General features: G+C 38.5%; 24 protein-coding genes. 14 read left to right on the top strand and 10 right to left on the bottom strand.

Annotation, left to right across the window (positions count from 1 at the left end; genetic code table 11):
- From NE848_RS15460 to NE848_RS15450, 3 genes are read left to right on the top strand one after another with little or no spacing between them, the layout of a single operon-like run.
- Window positions 1–366, top strand: coding sequence for a 6-phosphogluconate dehydrogenase (locus tag NE848_RS15460; RefSeq protein ID WP_252115339.1), 366 nt, complete (start codon window positions 1–3; stop codon window positions 364–366).
- 2 nt (window positions 367–368) lie between these two features.
- Window positions 369–920: an acyl-CoA thioesterase gene (locus tag NE848_RS15455; RefSeq protein ID WP_252115337.1), complete on the top strand. Its 552-nt coding sequence runs from the start codon at window positions 369–371 to the stop codon at window positions 918–920.
- Window positions 917–1873 carry a bile acid:sodium symporter family protein gene (locus tag NE848_RS15450; protein WP_252115334.1) on the top strand — a complete coding sequence of 319 codons (957 nt, stop codon included), beginning with the start codon at window positions 917–919 and terminating at the stop codon, window positions 1871–1873. Before NE848_RS15455 ends, NE848_RS15450 begins: the two co-directional genes overlap by 4 nt.
- A 4-nt stretch (window positions 1874–1877) precedes the next feature.
- Here NE848_RS15450 and NE848_RS15445 read toward each other — a convergent pair whose 3' ends face one another.
- The 3 genes from NE848_RS15445 to rpmH form a co-directional block, all read right to left on the bottom strand.
- A complete protein-coding gene (locus tag NE848_RS15445) occupies window positions 1878–2276 on the bottom strand; it encodes a DUF423 domain-containing protein (RefSeq protein WP_252115325.1) in 399 nt (132 codons plus the stop codon).
- Window positions 2277–2396: 120 nt separating this feature from the next.
- Window positions 2397–5249, bottom strand: a complete 2853-nt coding sequence (gene carB, locus NE848_RS15440) for a carbamoyl-phosphate synthase large subunit (protein ID WP_252115323.1) — start codon at window positions 5247–5249, stop codon at window positions 2397–2399.
- Window positions 5250–5350: 101 nt separating this feature from the next.
- Window positions 5351–5509 carry a 50S ribosomal protein L34 gene (gene rpmH / locus NE848_RS15435; RefSeq protein ID WP_011708966.1) on the bottom strand — a complete coding sequence of 53 codons (159 nt, stop codon included), beginning with the start codon at window positions 5507–5509 and terminating at the stop codon, window positions 5351–5353.
- A gap of 153 nt (window positions 5510–5662) precedes the next feature.
- On the opposite strand from rpmH, the gene NE848_RS15430 reads away from it, so the two are divergent.
- Window positions 5663–6178, top strand: coding sequence for a tetratricopeptide repeat protein (locus tag NE848_RS15430; RefSeq protein ID WP_252115314.1), 516 nt, complete (start codon window positions 5663–5665; stop codon window positions 6176–6178).
- Between the two features lie 154 nt (window positions 6179–6332).
- Window positions 6333–7034 (top strand): TlpA family protein disulfide reductase, encoded by a 702-nt coding sequence (locus NE848_RS15425; RefSeq protein WP_252115312.1) that lies wholly within the window; start codon window positions 6333–6335, stop codon window positions 7032–7034.
- 22 nt (window positions 7035–7056) lie between these two features.
- Here the strand turns inward: NE848_RS15425 and NE848_RS15420 are convergent, their stop codons facing one another.
- Both NE848_RS15420 and NE848_RS15415 read right to left on the bottom strand, forming a co-directional pair.
- Window positions 7057–8025 (bottom strand): lytic transglycosylase domain-containing protein, encoded by a 969-nt coding sequence (locus NE848_RS15420; protein WP_252115310.1) that lies wholly within the window; start codon window positions 8023–8025, stop codon window positions 7057–7059.
- Window positions 8026–8032: 7 nt separating this feature from the next.
- Window positions 8033–8740 (bottom strand): alpha/beta fold hydrolase, encoded by a 708-nt coding sequence (locus NE848_RS15415; protein ID WP_252115308.1) that lies wholly within the window; start codon window positions 8738–8740, stop codon window positions 8033–8035.
- Window positions 8741–8840: 100 nt separating this feature from the next.
- Between NE848_RS15415 and NE848_RS15410 the strand changes: the two genes are divergently transcribed.
- Complete coding sequence (locus tag NE848_RS15410) at window positions 8841–9554, top strand: pirin family protein (RefSeq protein WP_252115306.1); 714 nt, start codon at window positions 8841–8843, stop codon at window positions 9552–9554.
- Between the two features lie 10 nt (window positions 9555–9564).
- Window positions 9565–9861 (top strand): GNAT family N-acetyltransferase, encoded by a 297-nt coding sequence (locus NE848_RS15405; protein ID WP_252115304.1) that lies wholly within the window; start codon window positions 9565–9567, stop codon window positions 9859–9861.
- Here the strand turns inward: NE848_RS15405 and mtaB are convergent.
- From mtaB to NE848_RS15390, 3 genes are all read right to left on the bottom strand, one after another.
- Complete coding sequence (gene mtaB / locus NE848_RS15400; RefSeq protein WP_252115302.1) at window positions 9858–11189, bottom strand: tRNA (N(6)-L-threonylcarbamoyladenosine(37)-C(2))-methylthiotransferase MtaB; 1332 nt, start codon at window positions 11187–11189, stop codon at window positions 9858–9860. The genes NE848_RS15405 and mtaB overlap by 4 nt on opposite strands.
- A 413-nt stretch (window positions 11190–11602) precedes the next feature.
- Complete coding sequence (locus tag NE848_RS15395; protein WP_252115509.1) at window positions 11603–12775, bottom strand: GlmU family protein; 1173 nt, start codon at window positions 12773–12775, stop codon at window positions 11603–11605.
- A 125-nt stretch (window positions 12776–12900) separates the two neighbouring features.
- Entirely contained in the window at window positions 12901–13155 is a 255-nt protein-coding gene (locus tag NE848_RS15390) for a type B 50S ribosomal protein L31 (RefSeq protein ID WP_143409437.1), read from the bottom strand.
- Between the two features lie 149 nt (window positions 13156–13304).
- On the opposite strand from NE848_RS15390, the gene NE848_RS15385 reads away from it, so the two are divergent.
- Genes NE848_RS15385 through NE848_RS15370 form a run of 4 tightly spaced genes read left to right on the top strand, consistent with a single transcriptional unit; the run spans window position 13305 to window position 18412 of the window.
- Window positions 13305–13835, top strand: a complete 531-nt coding sequence (locus NE848_RS15385) for a DUF4199 domain-containing protein (protein WP_252115300.1) — start codon at window positions 13305–13307, stop codon at window positions 13833–13835.
- 2 nt (window positions 13836–13837) lie between these two features.
- Window positions 13838–14797 carry a glycosyltransferase family 2 protein gene (locus NE848_RS15380; RefSeq protein WP_252115298.1) on the top strand — a complete coding sequence of 320 codons (960 nt, stop codon included), beginning with the start codon at window positions 13838–13840 and terminating at the stop codon, window positions 14795–14797.
- 49 nt (window positions 14798–14846) lie between these two features.
- A complete protein-coding gene (locus NE848_RS15375) occupies window positions 14847–16577 on the top strand; it encodes a phospho-sugar mutase (protein WP_252115296.1) in 1731 nt (576 codons plus the stop codon).
- Window positions 16578–16588: 11 nt separating this feature from the next.
- Window positions 16589–18412, top strand: a complete 1824-nt coding sequence (locus tag NE848_RS15370) for an ABC transporter ATP-binding protein (RefSeq protein ID WP_252115294.1) — start codon at window positions 16589–16591, stop codon at window positions 18410–18412.
- Window positions 18413–18465: 53 nt separating this feature from the next.
- On the opposite strand, the gene NE848_RS15365 is transcribed toward NE848_RS15370, so the two are convergent.
- Entirely contained in the window at window positions 18466–18831 is a 366-nt protein-coding gene (locus tag NE848_RS15365) for a hypothetical protein (protein WP_252115292.1), read from the bottom strand.
- A 396-nt stretch (window positions 18832–19227) separates the two neighbouring features.
- On the opposite strand from NE848_RS15365, the gene NE848_RS15360 reads away from it, so the two are divergent.
- Genes NE848_RS15360 through NE848_RS15350 form a run of 3 tightly spaced genes read left to right on the top strand, consistent with a single transcriptional unit; the run spans window position 19228 to window position 20794 of the window.
- Window positions 19228–19773 carry an RNA polymerase sigma factor gene (locus tag NE848_RS15360; RefSeq protein WP_252115290.1) on the top strand — a complete coding sequence of 182 codons (546 nt, stop codon included), beginning with the start codon at window positions 19228–19230 and terminating at the stop codon, window positions 19771–19773.
- 31 nt (window positions 19774–19804) lie between these two features.
- Window positions 19805–20338 (top strand): hypothetical protein, encoded by a 534-nt coding sequence (locus NE848_RS15355; RefSeq protein WP_252115288.1) that lies wholly within the window; start codon window positions 19805–19807, stop codon window positions 20336–20338.
- 3 nt (window positions 20339–20341) lie between these two features.
- Window positions 20342–20794 carry a hypothetical protein gene (locus NE848_RS15350; protein WP_252115286.1) on the top strand — a complete coding sequence of 151 codons (453 nt, stop codon included), beginning with the start codon at window positions 20342–20344 and terminating at the stop codon, window positions 20792–20794.
- Window positions 20795–20874: 80 nt separating this feature from the next.
- Here NE848_RS15350 and NE848_RS15345 read toward each other — a convergent pair whose 3' ends face one another.
- Complete coding sequence (locus NE848_RS15345; protein WP_252115284.1) at window positions 20875–21942, bottom strand: WD40/YVTN/BNR-like repeat-containing protein; 1068 nt, start codon at window positions 21940–21942, stop codon at window positions 20875–20877.
- Between the last annotated feature and the right edge of the window lie 49 nt (window positions 21943–21991).

Below are 21991 nucleotides of genomic sequence, written 5' to 3'. Positions count from 1 at the left end.
ATGAAAAAGACCCTTTTATATATACTCGGCGGAGTATTCGTTCTCTGGCTTTTATATTATGCCTTTATCTATTTTGTTCCTTATAGCGAAGGAACACGAAGCGGGGAATTGATCAAATTCAGCCGGAAAGGAGTAATCTCCAAGACCTGGGAAGGTGAAATTAGCCAGGGAATCAGCGGGGCGCAGATATTTCAGTTTTCGGTACTGGATAAAAATGATGACGTAATTAAAAAACTCCAGGAATACGAAGGCAATTATGTAAAGCTCACCTATATTGAGCGATTTGACACCTTTTTCTTCTGGGGAGACACAAAATATTTTATAACCGATGTGGAAAAATCAGAAAGTCCGCATTTTAGAAAATAACCATGCAAAAAGATTATAAGACCGTAGAAGAGAGCCATGTGATAATTTCAGAATTGATGCTACCCTCCCATTCCAATTTCAACGGAAAGATACATGGAGGTTACATCCTTTCTCTCATGGACCAGATCGCTTTTGCCTGTGCATCTAAACATTCCGGAGCCTATTGTGTTACCGCCAGTGTTGATACAGTTGATTTTCTAAGACCCATTGAAATAGGAGAGCTTGTAACCATGAAAGCATCCGTTAATTATGTAGGTCGTAGTTCCATGGTAATAGGCATTCGGGTAGAAGCTGAGAATATCCAGAACGGAAATGTAAAGCATTGTAATTCTTCGTATTTCACTATGGTCGCTAAAGATAAAAATGGCAAATCTATTGAGGTACCCGGCCTTATTCTCAAAAATGATAACCAGATTAGGCGTTTTGCGAAGAGCATTAAAAAGAAAAACATGAAAAAGAAAAGGATACAGGAATTCCTGGTCACCGACTTTTCTTCAGACAGGTACCTGCATATTCTTGAAGAGCATAAGGTAAAAATAGAGAAAGAAGTTTGAGGTCACACGGATTTATACTGGTCATCTTCATTGCCATTGGAATCGCGTATTTCTACCCCGAAGGCACACAATTATTACCTTTAAAGACCATAACCGATATCGGGATAGGTCTAATATTTTTCTTTTACGGCCTGAAACTGGCACCTGCCGAATTTAAAGCCGGTTTGCTTAATTACAGGGTGCATATCATTATACATATCACCACATTCCTGATTTTTCCATTATTGTGCCTGGCCTGTCTGCCGTTTTTTGAAAATGGCCTGAGATCTGATCTTTGGATCGCATTGTTCTTCCTGGGAACACTCCCTTCTACTGTATCATCTTCAGTAGTCATGGTCGCCCTCGCAAAGGGAAATTTACCTACCGCTATTTTCAATGCAAGCCTTTCAGGTTTAATAGGAATTGTAGCGACCCCCTTGTGGATAGGTTTTATTCTGGAAAAGACAACAGATTTTGATTTTCTTGAAGTGCTTCAGAAACTATGTCTGCAAATCATAGTCCCCCTGGCTATAGGTTTATTTCTACAGAGATATTTTGGAGACCTCGCCAGGAAATATGGCAAACAGCTGAGTTTATTTGACAAAACCACCATTATCCTGATTATCTACTCCAGTTTCAGCAATTCATTTACATCGGACCTTTTCAGGACTGTAGCACTAAACGAACTAATAAAAATGGTAGCTATCGTTCTGGTTCTTTTCTTTGTTGTCTTCTTCGGACTGGCCTTCTTCAGTAATCTTATTGGTCTGAATACCGAGGACAAGATCGCGGCTCAATTCTGCGGAACCAAAAAATCGCTGGTTCACGGTTCGGTAATGGTGAGGGTGATATTCGGAAATGCCGCCAGCTCGGGCTTATTACTTTTGCCAATCATGCTTTATCATTCTGCCCAACTCATCCTGGTAGCCTGGTTCGCCGAAAAGTACAGAAAAAGAGAAATACTCGAAGTCTAAGGCATCAGGGTTGCAGGTAAAGAGCGATTTCGGCAATATTAAAAGTAAAAAGTATCCAGCCGATTATCAGAAAAAGGCCACCAATTGGAGTTACAGGGCCTAAAATCTTAATTTTCTTTCCCCGGGAGTCGCTGTAAGTTAGTCCGTAAATACTAAACGAAAAAAGAATAATCCCAATAATAAAACACCAGGCCGTAAGCACCTGGCCTGTTTCAGCAAAAGGAAAAACGATCCCGGAAATGATCAGCATAATGGAATGATACATTTGATATCTCACTCCTACCTCATAACTTCTCAGTTGATCATCATTAAACGACCTTCTCAAAGCATGTGCTCCAAAAGCCCCCAATATTACCGCAAAAGTTCCCAATACACCGCCAAAAATCAAAACCATTTCCTTCATAAATCAGTTAGCATTTTTGAGTTTATATAAAATAAAAAAGTCATTCCGAATGAAAAAAGATTTCTGAAATTACAGATTTCAATCTTCAGCCAAAATGACTTTATAATTATTTTAATGTTTCTATTTACTCAGATACATCTTTCTTCTGGAGTAAAGATCATAGAAATCATCATCTTTCAAGCTTTCAATGAAAAGGATACTTTCCCCAGTACTCTTCATTTCAGGTCCTAATTGCTTGTTGACCTTATGGAACTTATTGAAAGAGAATACCGGCTGTTTGATAGCATAACCATCAAGTTTAGGATCGAATTTAAAATCCTTGATCTTTTTCTCACCCAGCATCACCTTTGTCGCATAGTTAACATAAGGTTCTTTATAAGCCTTCGCGATGAAAGGCACTGTTCTCGAAGCTCTAGGATTCGCTTCGATTATATACACCTTCTCATCTTTGATCGCAAACTGGATATTTATCAATCCTACAGTATTCAAGGCAAGTGCTATCTTTTTAGTATGATCCTTGATCTGCTGCATTACAAGGTCTCCCAAGTTGAAAGGAGGAAGCAATGCGTTGGAGTCTCCGGAGTGAATTCCACATGGCTCGATGTGCTCCATGATTCCGATGATATATACATCTTCCCCATCGCAAATAGCATCCGCTTCTGCCTCAATAGCTCCATCCAGATAATGATCCAGGAGGAGTTTGTTATTAGGGATCTTCCTTAAAAGGTCCACAACATGCTCTTCCAATTCATCCTTGTTGATCACGATTTTCATTCCCTGACCACCTAGTACATAAGACGGTCTCACAAGAATCGGGAAATTTAATTCATCAGCCAGTGCAAGTGCCTCATCTGCATTTTCGGCAGTACCAAATTCGGGATAAGGGATATCGTTAGCCTGAAGAAGTTTCGAGAAGCTTCCCCTATCCTCTGCCAGATCAAGCGCTTCAAAACTGGTGCCCATGATCTTGATACCATATCTATCCAGTTTTTCAGCAAGTTTAAGAGCGGTTTGACCTCCTAACTGAACGATCACCCCTTCTGGTTTCTCATGTCGTATAATATCGTAGATATGCTCCCAGAATACGGGTTCAAAATAAAGTTTATCAGCTACATCGAAGTCTGTTGAAACCGTTTCAGGATTACAGTTGATCATGATGGTCTCATATCCACATTCGGAAGCGGCAAGCACACCGTGCACACAGCTGTAATCAAACTCTATCCCCTGGCCTATTCTGTTTGGCCCTGAACCGAGTACTACGATTTTCTTTTTATCTGAAACCTTACTTTCATTATCTATATAGACCTCTCCCTCTTTCGAACGAATCTCATCCTCAAATGTGGAGTAATAATAAGGTGTTTCTGCTTTAAATTCCGCTGCACAGGTATCAACCAGCTTATATACTCTGTTTACTCCAAGCTCCTCTCTCTTCTTGTAAACTTCACTTTCCCAGCAATCAAGCATATGAGCTATCTGCCTGTCGGCAAAACCTTTTTGTTTGGCCTCAAGAAGCAAGTCTTTTGGAATCGAGTGTATGTCATAGGTGGAAATTTCATTTTCCAGTGCATGCAGTTCTTCATATTGCTTAAGGAACCACATATCAATCTTGGTAATCTCATGTATCCTGCTTAATGGAATACCCATTTGAATCGCATCATAGATCACAAACACCCTGTCCCAGCTAGGGTTAGTAAGTTTATCAATGATCTGGTCATAATCTGTAAAACCTTTTCCGTCTGCACCGAGTCCATTTCGTTTTATCTCCAGGGATTGAGTTGCCTTATGAATAGCTTCCTGGAAAGATCTTCCGATTCCCATCACTTCTCCAACAGATTTCATCTGTAGTCCGAGGGTACGGTCTGCACCTTCGAATTTGTCAAAATTCCATCTAGGAATTTTTACGATCACATAGTCTAATGAAGGTTCGAATAATGCCGAAGTGGATTTCGTGATCTGGTTATCTAGCTCATCGAGGTGATATCCCAGAGCTAGTTTGGTAGCTACCTTGGCGATTGGATATCCGGTTGCTTTTGATGCAAGTGCCGAAGATCGGGATACCCTTGGGTTGATCTCGATCGCATAAATATCTTCTTTTTCATCAGGGCTTACCGCGAACTGTACGTTACATCCACCAGCAAAGTCTCCGATACTGCGCATCATCTTGATGGCCATATCCCTCATTCTCTGGAACGCACTGTCGCTAAGTGTCATTGCCGGAGCAACGGTGATAGAATCGCCAGTATGGATACCCATAGGATCCATATTTTCAACGGTACAAATGATCACCACGTTATCGTTCCTATCACGCAGAAGCTCTACCTCGTACTCCTTCCAGCCAAGAAGAGCCTTATCTATCAAAACTTCATGTATAGGCGAGGTTTCAAGCCCATAAGTAAGCATTTCATCAAAATCCTCAGCCCTATGAACAAAACCTGCTCCACCTCCTCCAAGAGTAAACGAAGCCCTTATCACAAGCGGATAACCGAATTCCTGGGCCACTTCTTTTCCCTGCAGGTAAGAAGTAACTGTTTTCGCAGGAGCGACAGGAATCCCAATTCTACCCATCAACTGCTTGAATTGTTCACGATCTTCGCAAATATTGATTGCATCAATATCAACACCAATAAGTTTCACTCCAAAATCTCCCCAGATCCCTTTTTCATCAGCTTCGATACAAAGGTTCAAAGCTGTTTGTCCTCCCATGGTTGGAAGAACGGCATCAATTTCAGGATGCTCTTTTAAAACTTCAATAATCGATTTCGTGGTAAGTGGTTTCAGGTAAACATGATCGGCCATGGAGGGGTCGGTCATGATGGTTGCTGGATTGGAGTTTATCAGAACAGTCTTTATCCCATCTTCCCTTAAGGAACGTAGGGATTGAGTTCCTGAATAATCGAATTCGCAGGCCTGCCCGATTATAATGGGACCAGAACCTATAATTAAAACGCACTTGATGTCTTTGTTTTTCGGCATGATATTATGTTGTGTTCGCAGTAAAAATAAGAAGCGTGTGGATATAAAAAAAGGCGTTACTTAAAAAGTAACACCTTTAATATTTCGAATAACGTGATTCATTAGTGTTTGTGTCTGTTTTCAGAAGATACAGATAATTTCTTTCTTCCTTTAGCCCTTCTTCTTGCAAGGACCTTTCTTCCGTTTGCACTGGCCATACGCTCCCTGAAGCCGTGCTTATTTTTTCTTTTCCTTTTAGATGGTTGAAACGTTCTTTTCATTGTGAATATCTTTTATCTTCTGTAAATTCGTTTTTGGCTGTCTTTAAAACTGCGTGCAAATATACAAAGCTTTTTAAGTACTGCAAATACTAAATTAAAATAATTTTTAATTGTTTTTATTACCTTTGCCGCCTGCAAAAATCAAGATAGAATATGTTCAATAAGAATATCAAATTAGTTTTAGCCGGTTTAATCATCGCTGCAGCGATATGGCAGTTTATTGAAGGAAATATTGGAAACGGGATCTTTTTGATCCTCCTTTCAGGTATTTTCATATTTCTTTATTTTAAAAATGAAATGATCTTATTGGCATTTCTTCGCCTTAGAAAGCAGGATTTTGACGGAGCCAAAAAGTGGCTTGACAAAATAAAGGATCCTGAAAAGGCACTTACTCAAAAACAACAGGGGTATTACTGGTACCTCCACGGATTAATGGTTTCTCAAACCAACATTAGCCAGGCTGAAAAATTCTTCAAACGTGCAATCAGACTAGGACTTTCCATGGACCATGACCTCGCTATGGCCAAACTCAATCTTGCCGGAATAGCAATGACCAAAAGAAGAAAAAGGGAAGCTACCATGCTTTTGAACGAAGCCAAAAAACTTGACAAGCATGGCATGATGAACGATCAGATCAGGATGATGAAACAGCAGATGAAGAAGATTTAAATATTAAATATCTCTTAAGATGAAAAGCTTATAATAATTAAATCTCTCTTAAAACTTCGCTTTTCATCTAAAAAATCGCTAATTATAACGAAAATTTTTTCAGGCAAGATATGGCTGTATTACCTTCGTAGGGTAACAGCCCCAATAACGTTGCATGAAAAAACTATTACTAGTTTTATTATTTATTGGCCCCTCAATATTTTCCCAGCAGAACCTGCAGGACAGGACATTCTTCTCTGAAGCTCTCTTCCAACATCTTTCAGATTACAACAAAAAAGCTGATCTGGCTTATCGTTTTAACCAGTATGACAAAGCGAAAGAACTTTTTGAGGATTTTACTAATAAACACCTTGAAGGATCCTATATGGATAACTTCAAATTCCATAATCTAAAAAAGAAGGAAGTTCAGTTATATGATTATGACAGGCCTGTTTTTCTTATCACTTACGCTTCTTGGTGCATCCCCGGCAAAGGTGAAATCCCTGCTTTAAATGAACTGGCTGCACAATATAAAGGAGAGATAGATTTCGTAATTCTTTTTTGGGATAAAAGGGAAAAAGCAAAAGAGCTGGCCGAGCAATTCTCATCAGATGTTTCCATCGTATATGTTGACGAAACCGAAAATAATGGTGCATACGTGGTTAAACAACTAAAACATTCTCTCGGACTACCTACCTGTTTCCTTCTTTCTAACGATAAGAAGATCATGGAAATTAGAAGAAGCGTTTTCCCTGCTCTTAATACCGATCCAGAAACGGCCTACAGGGAAAATTTTATAGCCCTGGAAACTTCCATCTCCAAAAACCTGATCAACGAGTACGAGGAAGTATATGCTGAAAATATCTCCATCGACTAATCTTTTCTTATTCCCTGAATTCTTATTTTACGGGTGGATAATATCCTTCTTCAGGAATTTCTATATAATAAGTTTTTCTTGAAGCATTCTTGAGATGGTCATCTCTTAGCCATGGATTATGAACCTTCAATATCTTATAATTGATCCCGAATTTTTCGGCAAAATCAGGAAAGTCCTTGACTACAGTATCTACCTTTACTTTATTTACAGGGATTGGCTGATACAGATCGTCTTCGTCAAAATTAAAACCATATTTTTCAGGATGGGTCATTATTTCCTTTAGAGCCAGGATCCTAAAAACATATCTTCCTGTCTCCTCACCCAGCAAAAGATCATAGTAATCTGATACTTTTTGTCTTTCCAATTGCTTGTCAATTCCATACTGTCCCGCATTATATGACGCGGCAGCCAGGGTCCACGAACCAAATCTGGCTTTAGCTTTTTTAAGGTAATCACAGGCAACCCGTGTAGATTTTTCAATATGATATCTTTCATCTACATTATCATTGATCTCCAAACCATATTCTTTCCCGGTACTTTCAAGTATTTGCCAAAATCCAATAGCTCTTGCCGGAGAAACAGCCTGGGTTAGACCGCTTTCAATAACTGCCAGGTATTTAAAATCTTCAGGCACACCTTCCTCTCTTAAAACCTTCTCGATAAGCGGAAAATATTTATGTGCTCGTTTCATTAAAAGTAAAGCGTTAGATTGCCAATACGTATTCACAAGTAATTCACGATCCATTCTTTCATATACATCGGGGTCTTCCAGAGGCACACTCTCCCCAGCAAATGATAGATTTTCTGGCATTGGAAGTGCCTCTATGCGATAGGAGTCTGCCACACTCTTATTAGAACTGGTTCCTGATATATCGTTATTCCTTCTCTCATTGGTTGCTCCACCGTCTTCATCCTGTTGCACCGCATTAATACTTACGCCACAAACCGTGATCAATCCTACAACCAGTAATGCTTTCTTTAAAATATTCATCGCTTGATCAATTAAATTGTTCTTTTTGTTTTCTCTTTTTCAGTTTACCCGTAATGATAATTTCGGGCAAATATTCATTAAACCAACGGAATCTATTAATAATCATTATATGGGTTCCCCCTTTTACAATAATCGCATTCCGAATATTCTTAATAGGAAACACTTCATCTTTGTCTCCATGAATATGAATAACCTTTTCATCTGGCTTATCACATTTCCAGTTTACCATATTCCTAATGGCCCAGTTAAGGTACCGGGTATCCCGTATAGAAATAAACTGTTTATAAAGCCTGGCCCTTTTTTTAAGAAAGTCACCTACGGCTATTTTTTCAAAATAATCCACAAAATCTGCTAAACGGGTCGGAATAAGCTTAAACAAACCTGTTTTTGAAGCGAACTTCATACGAGGCGGTAATTCATCAGTACACTTTACACTGGAAACGATAATAAGGCGTTTCAGTTTTAAGAACTTCGCCATTTCCTGTACAATTACCCCGCCAAAAGAAACACCTATTAAAACCGGCTCCTCATGCTTCACATATTTAAGCATTCTTTGAACATAATCTTCAAGACTTTCATTTTTTTCAGGGATCTCCCATTCTAAATAATGAATCTTAAATCTATCTGAGGGTAACGAAATATTCTCGAAAATAGCCCTATCTGTTGCCATACCCGGCATGAAATATACATGTATGAGCTCGCTTTCCTGTTTCATTTTAACATGTATATAACAAATAATCCTGCCATTTAATCGTAAATTTAACAATCAAAATTACTGCTTAATACTCGACTTTCAAATTACCAACTCACAAAAAATGGAGAAAGTAATACATCCCGCGAATTCACGGGGTAAAGCAAATTTCGGATGGCTTAATGCTAATTATTCTTTCAGTTTTGCAAATTTTTTCAATCCAAATAAAGTACAATTCGGCCAGCTAAGGGTTCTTAATGATGATTTTGTTAAAGGAGGTATGGGTTTTGGCACCCATCCCCATGAGAATATGGAGATCATTACCATTCCCTTGCAAGGAGAGGTGAAACATAAAGACTCCATGAATAACTCGGGTGTGATCAAAGCCGGGGAAGTACAGGTGATGAGTGCGGGAACCGGAGTTGAACATAGCGAATTCAACTCTTCGAAGGATGAACTTAATATGCTTCAAATATGGATATTTCCTGAGAAGAACGGACTTGATCCCAGATATGATCAAAAAGATTTTTCAAAATTAATGGAAACCAATAAACTCATCAATCTGGTTTCACCAAAATCTGATCAGTCCCAGGAGGCTTTATGGATAAACCAGCAGGCATACCTTCACCTGGGGGAGTTTGAAGCTGACAGGAAGCTTGAATATGATTTTAAGAATAAAAGTCATGGAGTATATGTTTTTCTGATCGAAGGTGAAGCTGAAGTTGAAGAAACAAGGCTTGAAAAACGTGATGCTGTAGGAGTTTGGAATACTTCCGGAATTTCTCTAGAATTTAAAAAACCCTCTAAGGTTCTTTTAATTGAAGTGCCTATGAACTAAATTTACAGGTATGAGCGATGAAGAATTAACAATTACCGACAACGAGTTTCTAAGACAGTTTGAAACACGTATTAACGATGAGCTGGCAACCATAGAATATTCTCAGCAGGAACGTAAAATCTTCCTCACCAAATTAATTATGCCAGAGAATACCGAAGATCGCCAGGAAGATTTCATTAAAGCGGTTCTATCCGAAATTAAGGAAAGAAATACGCGGGTAGTTCCAACAAGCCCTGAGATTGCAGGTTTTATGAGAAGACATCGTAGAAAATACAAAGATCTTCTCCCAGTTGGAATAAATATCTAAACCACCATGGCTTCTGGTATATTTTCAAATCTTACCAGGCCATCAACATCAATTTCAGTAAGTTTTATTTTCTGAAGGGTGTTGACTTTTGCCGGATCCCATGGAGCCTTCACCTTTACATAATTCTCTGTGAACCCATGAATATATCCTTCCTTGTTTTCCCCTTCAAATAATACAGTACAGGTATTTCCCAACTGACTCTCATAAAAAGCCCTTCTTTTCTTGGCAGAGAGTCCTCTAAGCATTTTACTTCTTTTCTTTCTTACTTTCAGTGGCACTACCCCATCCATCTCGGCTGCAGGTGTATTATCCCTTTCTGAATAGGTAAATACATGCAGATAGGAAATATCAAGTTCATTCAGGAAATTGTATGTCTCAAGAAAATGCTCTTCAGTTTCTCCCGGAAAACCTACAATCACGTCCACGCCAATACAGGCATCAGGCATCACTCTTCGTATCTGTTTCACCCTGTCAACATAAAGATCACTCAAATAGCGACGTCGCATAAGTTTAAGCATTTCATCACTTCCACTCTGGAGTGGTATATGAAAATGAGGTACAAAAGTTTTACTTTGAGCGACAAAATCTATGGTTTCATTCTTCAATAAGTTTGGTTCAATGGAAGAAATTCTAAGCCGTTCAATACCCTCTACTTCATCTAATGCTTTCACCAGGTCAAGAAAAGTATGCTCATGTTTCTTATTGCCAAATTCACCTTTCCCGTAATCCCCTATATTCACACCAGTAAGTACGATCTCCTTGATACCCTGTTCCGAAATTTCGGCGGCATTCTTAAGTACGTTCTCAAGTTTATCACTACGCGAAATACCGCGAGCCAGAGGAATGGTACAGTAAGTACATTTATAATCGCACCCATCCTGGACTTTAAGAAAGGCTCTTGTTCGGTCTCCTATTGAATAGGAACCTACATAAAAATCGGCTTCATTGATCTCACAGGAATGCACTTCACCAAAATCGTTCTTGGTAAGATCATTAAGATAATCGGTCACTTTGAATTTCTCGGTTGCACCTAGTACCAGGTCTACTCCATCTACCGCAGCAAGTTCTTCAGGCTTAAGCTGAGCATAACAACCTACAGCGATCAAAAAAGCATTCTCATTGACCTTCTGAGCCTGTTTTACAATGGTTTTAAAACGCTTATCTGCATTCTCGGTAACCGAACAGGTGTTTATTACATAGATATCAGCTTTTTCAGTAAACTCCACTCTTTCAAAACCTTCGTTTTCGAATGATCTCGCAATAGTGGATGTTTCTGAAAAATTCAGCTTACAACCCAGGGTATAAAATGCAACTTTCTTCACGCTCATAGGTCAATTTTTGATTTACAAACCCATTTTCGGGCTGCAAAGATACCAACTAAAAATGGTTTGATAAAATACTCTCAATATTGTAATTGAATGTATACCTGAAACTTAAAGAATGAAAGTCTTTTTTTTTCGTACATTTAAGTAATTCATTATAACAATGCAAAGACAAATAACATTTCCCCCCTCAACATATTAATTTTAAAAAAGGTGAATAGAAAGGTTACAAATCCTGAAGAAATACCTTTACGAACCAGTTTCAAAAGATTAGTTCGAAAGGGACGTTTGAGCGATGAAGATCTGGAATTATTAAGGAAAGATATCAATCAGTTTCAGAAAAGGAAACATTACAAAACCCTTGTATTATTTCTTTTATTTATAAGCCTTATTGGAATAATCCTGTATTTTCTAGCTTTTTAGGATCTTCTCCATTGGGCCGTATAATCAAATACGTGCTGTAAGATATTTTTATCCTGCTCTGTTAGATCTTTATTACGTCTTTGCATAACAATCTCGGCAGTCTCAAAGGCTTTTTCCAGTTTATAGGTACTGGTTCCTGAACTTCCTCCCCAGCTGAAACTTGGAATAAAGTTCCGCGGAAAACCACTTCCAAAAATGTTAGCACTTACACCTACTACGGTTCCCGTGTTGAACATGGTATTTATTCCACATTTACTGTGATCCCCCATTATAAGGCCACAGAATTGAAGCCCGGTTCTGGCAAATCTTTCGGTATTATAATTCCATATTCGAACTTCGGCATAATTGTTCTTAAGATTGGAATTGTTTGAATCGGCTCCAATATTACACCATTCACCAAGCACTGAATTCCCTAGATAACCATCATGTCCCTTACTGCTGTTTTCGAACAAGACTGAATTATTTATCTCACCTCCAGCTTTACAATACGGCCCTATGGTAGTAGCCCCGTAGATCTTCGCTCCCATTTTCACAACCGCATTGTCACATACGGCCAAAGGACCTCTTACCAGAGTTCCTTCCATCACCAGAGCGTTTTTGCCAATATATATTGGTCCCGAGGAAGCATTTAAAGAGCAATTTTCAACTACTGCACCTTCTTCGATAAAAACATTTTCTTCGGCTTTCACGAAATTTGAATCGTGAATTTTTTGGGATTTTCTGCCTTTGGTAAGAAGATTAAAATCAAGCTGAACAGCTTGAGCATTTTTTGAAAAAATATCCCAGGTATTTGCAATCTTTAATATTTCATCTTTTACCTCTATCTTTTTCAACCGGGAAAGCTGGGCCTCCTCTGCCCCATTCTGAAAATACGCTACCGCATCATCACCTGAAAAAAGAGCTTCACCTTCTTGCAGATTTTTAACCTGCTCAACCAGACCGGATGTGGGAATGAATGATGAATTGATAAAAATATTCATTTGCTCCAGTTTCAACGGCCACTTGCCACTAATATACTCCTCCGTTTTAGTAGAGATTACAGACCCCAAAACTTTCTCCCACTTTTCTCTGATGCTTAATATCCCAACCCGGATATCAGCTACAGGGCGGGTAAAAGTAAAAGGTAAAAGATCATTTCGTGACGGACCGTCAAAAAGGATATAATTCATCATCTTTAAATTTGCTTCAAAATTAACAGTTCCTGAATAACAGGAAAGTAATTATAATAAATTTCACATAATCAAAAAACCCCGCAAATTGCGGGGTTTCAATATATTTTAAAAAACAGGAAAAATTATTTTTTCTTGAATTTTGAGTATTTGTTCTTGAATTTATCAATTCTACCCGCACTGTCAACAAGCTTGGTTTGTCCAGTATAATATGGGTGAGAAGTTCTGGAAATTTCCAGTTTCACCAACGGGTACTCAGTTCCGTCAACTTCAATAGATTCTTTAGTCTTGGCAGTAGACTTAGTAATAAATACATCATCGTTAGACATATCTTTAAATGCTACTAACCTATAATTTTCCGGATGGATTCCCTGCTTCATCGCTTTGATCTTTTAATTTTCGAGGTGCAAATTTAATTAATAACTCAACAACTACAAACAAATTTGAAAAAAGTTTTTGTTGAGTTTAGATGTAACGTTTTGCTATATTTGTTAACTAACTGCTAAATTAACCAAACTTCTATCAAACAATGGAAAATCCAGCAAAAAAAATCTCTACTTCCTATGGAGTATACCTGGGAATCGGGCTTGTCCTTATCTTAGCATTAGCTTATGCATTTGATCTTTCTCTTTTCACTAAATGGTGGTTTGGGGTAGGTCTGTTAATTTTCGTTGTGATACTTGCTTCAATGTCTACCAGTAAAGCAAAGAAAGTGAGTGTCTCCCTTTTTAAATTTAAAGATGCATTCGCTGCATATTTCCTAACAGTATTTATCGGGACATTAATTTCCCTGGTATTTGGAATGATCCTTTTTAATATTATAGACACTGAAGCAGCCAAAACTCTTACAGAGTTGACAATTGAGTCCACAAGGGCAATGATGGAAGGATTTGGTGCTCCTGAAGAGCAAATAAATGAAGCTATCCAAAAAATGCAGGAAGAAAATCAATATTCTTTGGTTAATCAATTGAAAGGTTACGGATTCCAGTTAATTTTGTATGCTCTAATTGGATTAATTGTAGCTCTGGTATTTAGAGAAAAAGAGTCAACTAACGTTTAAAAATGCAAATATCGGTTGTAATACCACTTCTTAACGAAGAGCAATCTCTCGCAGAATTATATGATTGGATCGCAAAAGTATTGCGATCCAATTCCTTTTCCTACGAGATCATTTTTATTGATGATGGAAGCACCGACGGCTCCTGGAATACTATTGAAGCACTTTCAAAGAACGATCAGTCCGTTAAAGGTATTCGCTTCAACCGGAATTATGGGAAATCACAGGCGCTCCACGCCGGATTTCTGAAGGCTCAGGGTGATGTAGTTATCACAATGGATGCAGATCTTCAGGATAATCCTGAAGAGATCCCTGAACTTTATGATATGATCGTTAAAGAGGGGTATGATCTCGTTTCAGGCTGGAAGAAAAAGCGCTATGATAATGTTATTACCAAGAACCTTCCTTCCAAAGTTTTCAATGCTGCCGCCAGAAAGACTTCGGGAGTAAAACTTCACGATTTTAATTGCGGTCTCAAGGCTTATCGTAAGGAAGTAATTAAGAATATAGATGTATATGGCGAAATGCACCGTTATATCCCTGTGCTGGCCAAAAATGCGGGTTATTACAAGATCACCGAAAAAGAAGTGCAGCACCAGGCGAGAAAATATGGCAACACCAAATTTGGGATAAATCGCTTTATTCATGGTTTCCTGGACCTGATTAGCATCTGGTTCCTTTCAAAATTTGGGCGCAGACCAATGCACCTTTTCGGAGCTCTGGGCGTATTAATGTTTATAATAGGTTTTATTGCCGCAGGATGGATAGGTTTTTCGAAACTCTACAAATTATACCATGGCATTCCCAATACACTTGTTGCACAAAATCCATGGTTTTATATTTCCCTTACCGTAATGATAATAGGAACACAGTTTTTCCTGGCTGGATTCCTGGGTGAGCTTATCTTAAGGTCAAAAAGAGATAAGGAGCGTTACCTCATTAAGAAAACCACCTATAATCTTTAGGCGCTTTCCCGGATTAATGTTTATTTTTGCTAAGCAAAAAAATTAAATTATGGCTACTGTTAATCCTGATATTCTTGAAAAGGCCAAGGCCTGGCTTACCGATATTTTTGATAATGAGACAAAATCTGAGATCAACAGACTGATCGAAGAAAACCCAAAAGAACTGGAAGAAAGCTTTTATAAAAATGCTGAATTCGGAACCGGTGGTATGCGTGGTGTGATGGGTGTGGGTACCAATCGCATCAATAAATACACGCTTGGGAAAAATACTCAGGGCTTATCAGATTATCTTAAAAAGTCTTTTCCAGATCAGGAAGTGAAAGTGGCTATTGCGTACGATTGCCGTAACAACAGTCAGAAACTGGCTAAAGTAGTAGCCGATGTATTCTCTGCCAACGGCATCAAGGTTTTTCTGTTTTCAGAATTAAGACCTACACCCGAACTTTCTTTTGCAGTGAAAAAACTCAACTGTCAGTGCGGAATTGTTTTAACCGCGAGTCACAATCCGCCTGAATATAACGGATATAAGGTTTACTGGGAGGATGGCGGCCAACTGGTTCCACCACAGGATACAGAACTGGTTGAAACTATCAATAACCTGGAATATGACGCTATAAACTTCAAAGCCAACGAAGAACTGATCCAAAAAATAGACACTGAAGTAGACCAGGCATTTGCTGAAGCCTCCGTAGAAAATGGAAGCTTTGATATCCCGGCTCAGGCGAGGAAAAACTTAAAGATCGTTTTTACATCGCTACATGGAACCTCTATAACTATGGTTCCGGAAGTATTGAAAAAAGCAGGATTTACAAATGTTTCTATAGTAGAAGAACAAAGAGATCCTAATGGAAATTTCCCTACCGTGGAATCTCCAAACCCTGAAGAACCGGAAGCTCTAAAGATGGCCCTGGAACTGGCCGATAAGCAGGATGCCGATATTGTTATTGGAACCGATCCCGATTGTGACAGGCTTGGAGTGGCTGTAAGAGATCTTAATGGAGAAATGATCCTTTTAAACGGGAATCAAACCATGTTAGTGATGACCTGGTTCCTTCTGAAGCAATGGAAAAAAGAAGATAAAATTAAAGGAAAGGAATTTGTCGCCTCTACCATAGTTTCCACTCCTATGCTTAAGAATCTTGTAGAAGATTACGCAGTGCAGTATATGGAAGTACTTACCGGCTTTAAATGGATCGCGAAACTTATAAAGGATCATCCTGAGCTTAATTTCATCGGCGGTGGCGAGGAAAGCTTCGGATATATGGTGGGCGATTTTGTAAGGGATAAGGATGCAGTAACCGCTACCCTTCTTGCATGTGAGATTGCAGCTAAAATGAAGGACGAAGGCAACTCCTTCTATAAAAAACTACTTGAGCTTTATACTAAATATGGTCTTTATAGAGAGGAGCTTATTTCATTAGTAAAGAAAGGTATTCAGGGGGAAAAAGAGATCAAGCAAATGTTGATAGATCTTCGTGAAAATCCATGGGAAGAAATTGACGGAGAGAAGGTTGTTCTGGTAGAAGATTATAAAACTTCAATAGCCAAAAATGTTCAGGATCACACAGAGCACACTATTGATATCCCCAAGTCTAATGTACTTATCTATTATACTGAAAATGGTACTAAGATAGCTGCGAGACCCAGCGGGACAGAGCCCAAGATAAAGTTTTATATTAGTGTAAACACTGAGCTTTCTTCAATTGAAGAATATGATGAAGAAAATCAGAAACTGAGTGATAAAATTGCCCGTATCAAACAGGAACTAAAACTGGGCTAACTGTTTTTTAAATGACCTATTTTCGGAAAATTCTCCAGTTCGCGATCCCCTACAAGCAATTCGCGATACTGAATATTATTTGCAATATTTTATACGCGGTCTTCAGCACTCTTTCATTTATCGCGTTGATCCCTGTAATTCAGGTTCTATTCGATAAAACTAAAAGAGTTGCCACAAAACCTGAGTGGGACGGGATTGGAGGAATTAAGGATTATGCCGTAAATCACTTCAATTATTATGTTACTCAAAGAGTAAATGAAGATGAAGTTGCCGCCCTGGTATTTATTTGTGGGATTGTAGTGCTCCTGTTCTTTTTAAAGAATATGTTCGGATACCTGAGTTCCTTTTTTCTCACATTTCTACGGAATGGTGTGCTCAGAGATCTCCGGGATGCGGTCTATAAAAAGATTTTGGAACTGCCTGTCTCCTACTTTTCCGAAAAAAGGAAGGGAGATACTATTTCACGTATAACGGCCGATGTTAATGAGGTTCAGACTTCCTTTTTATCGATCCTTGAGCTTATTGTAAGAGAGCCGCTCACGATACTGTTTACTATCATTGCCATGCTGATGATGAGTGCCAAGCTCACCCTGTTCGTTTTTGTGTTTCTGCCTATCTCGGGTTTTATTATTTCCCTTATCGGAAAACAGCTCAAAAAACAATCGAATCTTGCACAGGAGGAGAATGGACATTTTTTAAGTATCGTGGAAGAAACGCTTTCCAGCCTTAAGATCGTTAAGGGTTTTAATGCCGAAAAGAAATTCTATGCTCGCTTCCAGGAATCCACAAACCGACTCAATTCCATTCTTAATAAACTGGTGAACAGGCAAAACCTGGCTTCACCTACGAGCGAGTTTCTTGGAATATTTGTAATTGTGATCATTTTATGGTTTGGCGGGAATATGGTTTTGGTAGAAGGAACTCTGGATGCAGCGACCTTTATCGCCTTTCTGGGACTCGCCTACAATATTCTGACACCTGCCAAGCAGATCTCGAAAGCTTCCTATAGTGTAAAGAAGGGTAATGCAGCCGCAGAACGAATCCTTGATGTACTGGAAACACCTTCTAACCTTACCGATGCTCCCGATGCTGTTGAAAAGAAAGACTTCGAGAAAGAGATAAGTATTGAGAACGTAAGTTTCAGCTATGAAAAGGAAAAGGTTCTTAAGAATTTTAGTATAAAAGTGCCAAAAGGACAAACAGTTGCTCTTGTAGGCCAGTCAGGATCTGGAAAGTCTACCATTGCAAACCTTATCACCAGGTTTTATGATGTAAATGACGGCAGCATTAAAATAGATGGTACAGATATCAGAAATATCAAGAAAGCATCTTTAAGAGACCTGATGGGACTGGTAACTCAGGATTCCATCCTTTTTAATGATACCATCAGGAATAATGTTTCACTGGGAAAGAATGACGCTACCGATGAGGAGATCATAGATGCCCTAAAGGTTGCCAATGCATGGGAGTTCGTAAAAGATCTGCCTCAGCAGCTTGATACTAATATTGGTGATAGCGGGAATAAGTTAAGTGGTGGTCAAAAACAGCGCCTCTCAATTGCCAGGGCTGTACTGAAGAATCCGCCTGTAATGATCCTGGATGAGGCCACTTCGGCTCTGGATACCGAAAGTGAAAAACTTGTACAGAAAGCCCTCGAAAATATGATGAAGAACCGTACCTCTGTTGTTATCGCTCACCGCCTATCCACGATTCAGAATGCCGATAATATTGTGGTAATGCAGAGAGGTGAGATCGTTGAACAGGGCAGGCACCAGGATCTTATTACCACCGATGGCACTTATAAGAAACTGGTTGAAATGCAATCATTTGATTAAAACTAAATAAAGGCCGAAATCGGCCTTTATTTTTTTAAGTATAATATTGATTATTATTTTACTTTCTTAAGCTCTCCTGACTTCAAAGCCTTTTCATAGTTCGCGCTTATTGCAGGAAATTTCCCGAAGAATTTTTCTCCATCAACTCTCCTAAGGATTACTTTTGATTCCCCATTTTTCCTCGTTTCAACTTCTGTTACTTCAACCTTAACTCCCTTAAGAAGCTTAAAGTCGGGCCTCCCTCCTGCTTTAATAATGAAATTAGCACGTGGAAAATTCACATGGGAATAACCATAATTCTCGGGTTCATGGATAATTAGAACTTCACCTGGATCAACCCTATTCGTATCGGGTTGTGCTAAGGACGGTAAAGCAAAGCTAAGAATGAAAAAAATTGAAAGAAAGTTTCTGATTCTCATATATATTTCGATTTTAGATATTTTCGAGTCGAAAATTACATATATCTTAAAGAATCGTCAAATAAATGAGAATAAAAAAATGGATGATAAAAGTAGGTATCATCCATTTTTTATTAAAAATTATTTCCACTTTGGGGCAAATGGAAACAATGAGATCTAATTCGATTTTTTGGGGCAAAAAAAGAATAAATCGTTTTGTTGGGATAAAGATACAAGAATCTTTAATTCAAACAAGAAAAAAATGCTTTTTATCAGCTAAAAAAGCATTTTATCGACTCAAGTGTGCTAATTAGAAGTCTTTTTCTTACAAAAATGAATTGAAAATTTTCCTTTTTGAAGCTTTAAGCTTTTCAATACCTTTATCCGGCCAATATTATAAGTACTAATCTCTGAATCTTGCAATACTCCGAAGATCAATTTGTAGAACGCTTAAAGGACAGCTCCTCTTCTCAGGAAGCCTTCAGGGAACTCATAGCCTTATATAAGGAACGCCTTTACTGGCATATCAGGAACATTATAAAAGATCATGACGATACAGATGATGTACTTCAAAATACCTTTCTTAAGGTTTTTCGAAATATAGATCAGTTCAAGGGAGACAGTAAATTATACAGCTGGATGTATCGCATAGCTACAAACGAATCCATTACTTTCCTAAATAAAAAAGCCCGGAGGCTCAAGATAACATCTGAAGAACTTCAGAACCAGATAATAGACAATTTGGAGAGCGATGTATATTTTGAGGGAAATGAGATCCAGTTAAAATTACAGAAAGCTATTGCCACACTACCGGACAAACAGCAACAGGTTTTCAATATGAAATATTTCCAGGAATTAAAATACAGGGAAATGGCAGAGATTTTGAATACCAGTGAAGGGGCATTAAAGGCATCTTATCATCACGCGGTTAAAAAAATTGAAGAATATTTAAAAACAAATTAAACCATTAGGAAAATCTATAGTCAAAGAAACGATGAAAACCAATAGATCTGAATATTCTAAAAATTCTGGCTTCAAAGCTCCTCAGGATTATTTTGAGAATTTTGAAGAAAGAATGATGCGCAGGCTCCAGGAGCAGGAAGCGGTAAAACTTCCTGTTAAAGAAAGCGGATTTAGTGTGCCTGACGGATATTTTGAAAGATTGGATGAAAAGATCCTTAAGAGAACTGTCGATGAGCGACCACGCGTAATCAGTCTGTTTAAAAAAGAATATCTTTTCTATGCCGCCGCTGTTGCAGCTATATTTATTCTTATGCTGGGGAACTTCTTTCAAACTGAATCTGATCAACCATTAGGCTGGGATGACATTGAAATTTCGGCAATGGAAAACTATATAGACGAAGGCTACGAAATGGGCTTTATTGAATTGAATACATCCGACTATTCTGACCTGATCCTGAAAGACGGTAAGCTTATTGATGATTCAGATTTCTATAGTGTAAATTCAGAAGCAGTTTTCGACTATCTTGATGAAAATATTGAGGACCCTACCTATATTTTAGAATAGATTATGAAAAAATTAGTATTGATATTTTTTGTTCTTTTCTCTGCATCCAGTGCCATTGCACAGGATTCTGACAGTGAAAAATGGGAGCGCATAAAAGCTCTTAAAGTGGCATTTTTTACCCAGGAACTTAATTTTACCGATAAAGTAGCTGAGAAATTCTGGCCTATCTATAATAGGTATGAGAAAGCCAGGTATGAGTTACACAAGCGGGAACATATAGACCTTGAAAATGTGGAGTGCATTAACGAGGCAGAAGCCAATGAACTTCTAAATGAATTCCTTGCTGTAGAAAATGAGGAGTATAAAATCAAAAAGGAGCTGTTTAGGGATCTCAGGGAGATCATATCAGCTAAAGATATAATCAAGCTACACAAATTGGAAGATGAATTCCATAAAAAGCTTATAAAAGAATACCGTTCTAAAAAGGAACGTAAAGGAAATGAAAGCAGTGAGTAGTTTTGCTATTCATATTTAGTTTTTTGGTTAGTTAGTAGTTAATAATCCGGCAGGTTCTGAATCTGTCGGATTATTTCTTTTTAGTGGAATATCAGTTTTGCGATCCTGTTCTTTCCGGCGGCATAGGCAACCGAATCGTTCACGAACCTCAAAGTATAAAATCCTTCCTCCGAGAGTTTCTGCCAGGTTTCTCCCCCATCTTTACTGTAATCTATTCCGGTGAATCCTGTGGCTACTACCTGTTCAGCCTGTGAATTTGGCACATATCTCACACTACTCTTATACCCCGGATCTTTACCTTCAGAAACCAGCTTCCAGGTTTTACCACCATCGCTGGTCACCGCTTTATTTCCTGAATTCCCCTCGGGATTGGTATAATCTCCTCCGATTATAATTCCGTTATTTTCATCATAAAAATCCAGGCTGTACCCACCGGTTGTAGGTTTACCCTGCAACAAAGGTGTATCAAAGACCTCCCAGGTTTTTCCTTTGTCTGGAGAGAAAAGTATCCTTGATTTCACACCTCCTGTAAGAATCCAGGTTTTATTTCCTTCTATGGCTATATTCGAATTACTCGCGGCAAAAGCGGCTTCTCCATCGGCAGCAGCAGGTAGTTTATCACAATCAAGTTTAGTCCAGCTTTGTCCGCCATTCCTCGTAATGATGATAGAGATACATCCACCGGTAGGATCGCCCATAGCAATTCCTTCTTTATCGTTCCAGAAAGCTATTGCATCATAAAATACTTTCTCATTTTCTTCCTTATAAACAAGCTCCATTTTTCCGGATTCTCCGGTTTTATATAATAATGCAGGATTTCCAACACTTAACATGAAAAAGTCATTAGCCGTGCTGGCTACCGCCCTGAATTCAGGAACGATACTGTCAAATTTCTGCGTATTCGTTTTCCAGCTGTTGCTGGCCGAATTGTAAAGACCGTATTTACCATTGTTCCCGGCAAATGCGAGGTTCTCCCCTATTACTTCGATCGCGCGCACACTTAATGAATCATCTTTAAGGATCACCTCAGTTTCAACAGATTCAAAATATTTTGGTTCAGATTTTTCAATATTTCCTGATCCATTATTCTTCGGATCATTTTTGCAGGAAAAAACCAGTAAAATCAGTATAAAGCTTAATCTTTTCATATTCGGAATTTGCATCAAATATAAATTTTTCCCGTTCAAAAAACCGTAA

Source organism: Gramella jeungdoensis (assembly GCF_023805255.1).
Taxonomy (GTDB): Bacteria; Bacteroidota; Bacteroidia; order Flavobacteriales; family Flavobacteriaceae; genus Christiangramia; species Christiangramia jeungdoensis.
Note: the sequence above shows the minus strand (reverse complement) of the source record. Positions and strands in the feature narration are given on the sequence as shown.

Excerpts from the sequence above, each read along its gene's own strand:
- NE848_RS15460 (WP_252115339.1), top strand. The coding sequence starts at position 1 with ATGAAAAAGACCCTTTTATATATACTCGGCGGAGTATTCGTTCTCTGG.
- NE848_RS15455 (WP_252115337.1), top strand. The coding sequence starts at position 369 with ATGCAAAAAGATTATAAGACCGTAGAAGAGAGCCATGTGATAATTTCA.
- NE848_RS15445 (WP_252115325.1), bottom strand. The coding sequence starts at position 2,276 with ATGAAGGAAATGGTTTTGATTTTTGGCGGTGTATTGGGAACTTTTGCG.
- carB (WP_252115323.1), bottom strand. The coding sequence starts at position 5,249 with ATGCCGAAAAACAAAGACATCAAGTGCGTTTTAATTATAGGTTCTGGT.
- rpmH (WP_011708966.1), bottom strand. The coding sequence starts at position 5,509 with ATGAAAAGAACGTTTCAACCATCTAAAAGGAAAAGAAAAAATAAGCAC.
- NE848_RS15430 (WP_252115314.1), top strand. The coding sequence starts at position 5,663 with ATGTTCAATAAGAATATCAAATTAGTTTTAGCCGGTTTAATCATCGCT.
- NE848_RS15425 (WP_252115312.1), top strand. The coding sequence starts at position 6,333 with ATGAAAAAACTATTACTAGTTTTATTATTTATTGGCCCCTCAATATTT.
- NE848_RS15420 (WP_252115310.1), bottom strand. The coding sequence starts at position 8,025 with ATGAATATTTTAAAGAAAGCATTACTGGTTGTAGGATTGATCACGGTT.
- NE848_RS15415 (WP_252115308.1), bottom strand. The coding sequence starts at position 8,740 with ATGAAACAGGAAAGCGAGCTCATACATGTATATTTCATGCCGGGTATG.
- NE848_RS15410 (WP_252115306.1), top strand. The coding sequence starts at position 8,841 with ATGGAGAAAGTAATACATCCCGCGAATTCACGGGGTAAAGCAAATTTC.
- NE848_RS15405 (WP_252115304.1), top strand. The coding sequence starts at position 9,565 with ATGAGCGATGAAGAATTAACAATTACCGACAACGAGTTTCTAAGACAG.
- mtaB (WP_252115302.1), bottom strand. The coding sequence starts at position 11,189 with ATGAGCGTGAAGAAAGTTGCATTTTATACCCTGGGTTGTAAGCTGAAT.
- NE848_RS15395 (WP_252115509.1), bottom strand. The coding sequence starts at position 12,775 with ATGAATTATATCCTTTTTGACGGTCCGTCACGAAATGATCTTTTACCT.
- NE848_RS15390 (WP_143409437.1), bottom strand. The coding sequence starts at position 13,155 with ATGAAGCAGGGAATCCATCCGGAAAATTATAGGTTAGTAGCATTTAAA.
- NE848_RS15385 (WP_252115300.1), top strand. The coding sequence starts at position 13,305 with ATGGAAAATCCAGCAAAAAAAATCTCTACTTCCTATGGAGTATACCTG.
- NE848_RS15380 (WP_252115298.1), top strand. The coding sequence starts at position 13,838 with ATGCAAATATCGGTTGTAATACCACTTCTTAACGAAGAGCAATCTCTC.
- NE848_RS15375 (WP_252115296.1), top strand. The coding sequence starts at position 14,847 with ATGGCTACTGTTAATCCTGATATTCTTGAAAAGGCCAAGGCCTGGCTT.
- NE848_RS15370 (WP_252115294.1), top strand. The coding sequence starts at position 16,589 with ATGACCTATTTTCGGAAAATTCTCCAGTTCGCGATCCCCTACAAGCAA.
- NE848_RS15365 (WP_252115292.1), bottom strand. The coding sequence starts at position 18,831 with ATGAGAATCAGAAACTTTCTTTCAATTTTTTTCATTCTTAGCTTTGCT.
- NE848_RS15355 (WP_252115288.1), top strand. The coding sequence starts at position 19,805 with ATGAAAACCAATAGATCTGAATATTCTAAAAATTCTGGCTTCAAAGCT.
- NE848_RS15350 (WP_252115286.1), top strand. The coding sequence starts at position 20,342 with ATGAAAAAATTAGTATTGATATTTTTTGTTCTTTTCTCTGCATCCAGT.
- NE848_RS15345 (WP_252115284.1), bottom strand. The coding sequence starts at position 21,942 with ATGAAAAGATTAAGCTTTATACTGATTTTACTGGTTTTTTCCTGCAAA.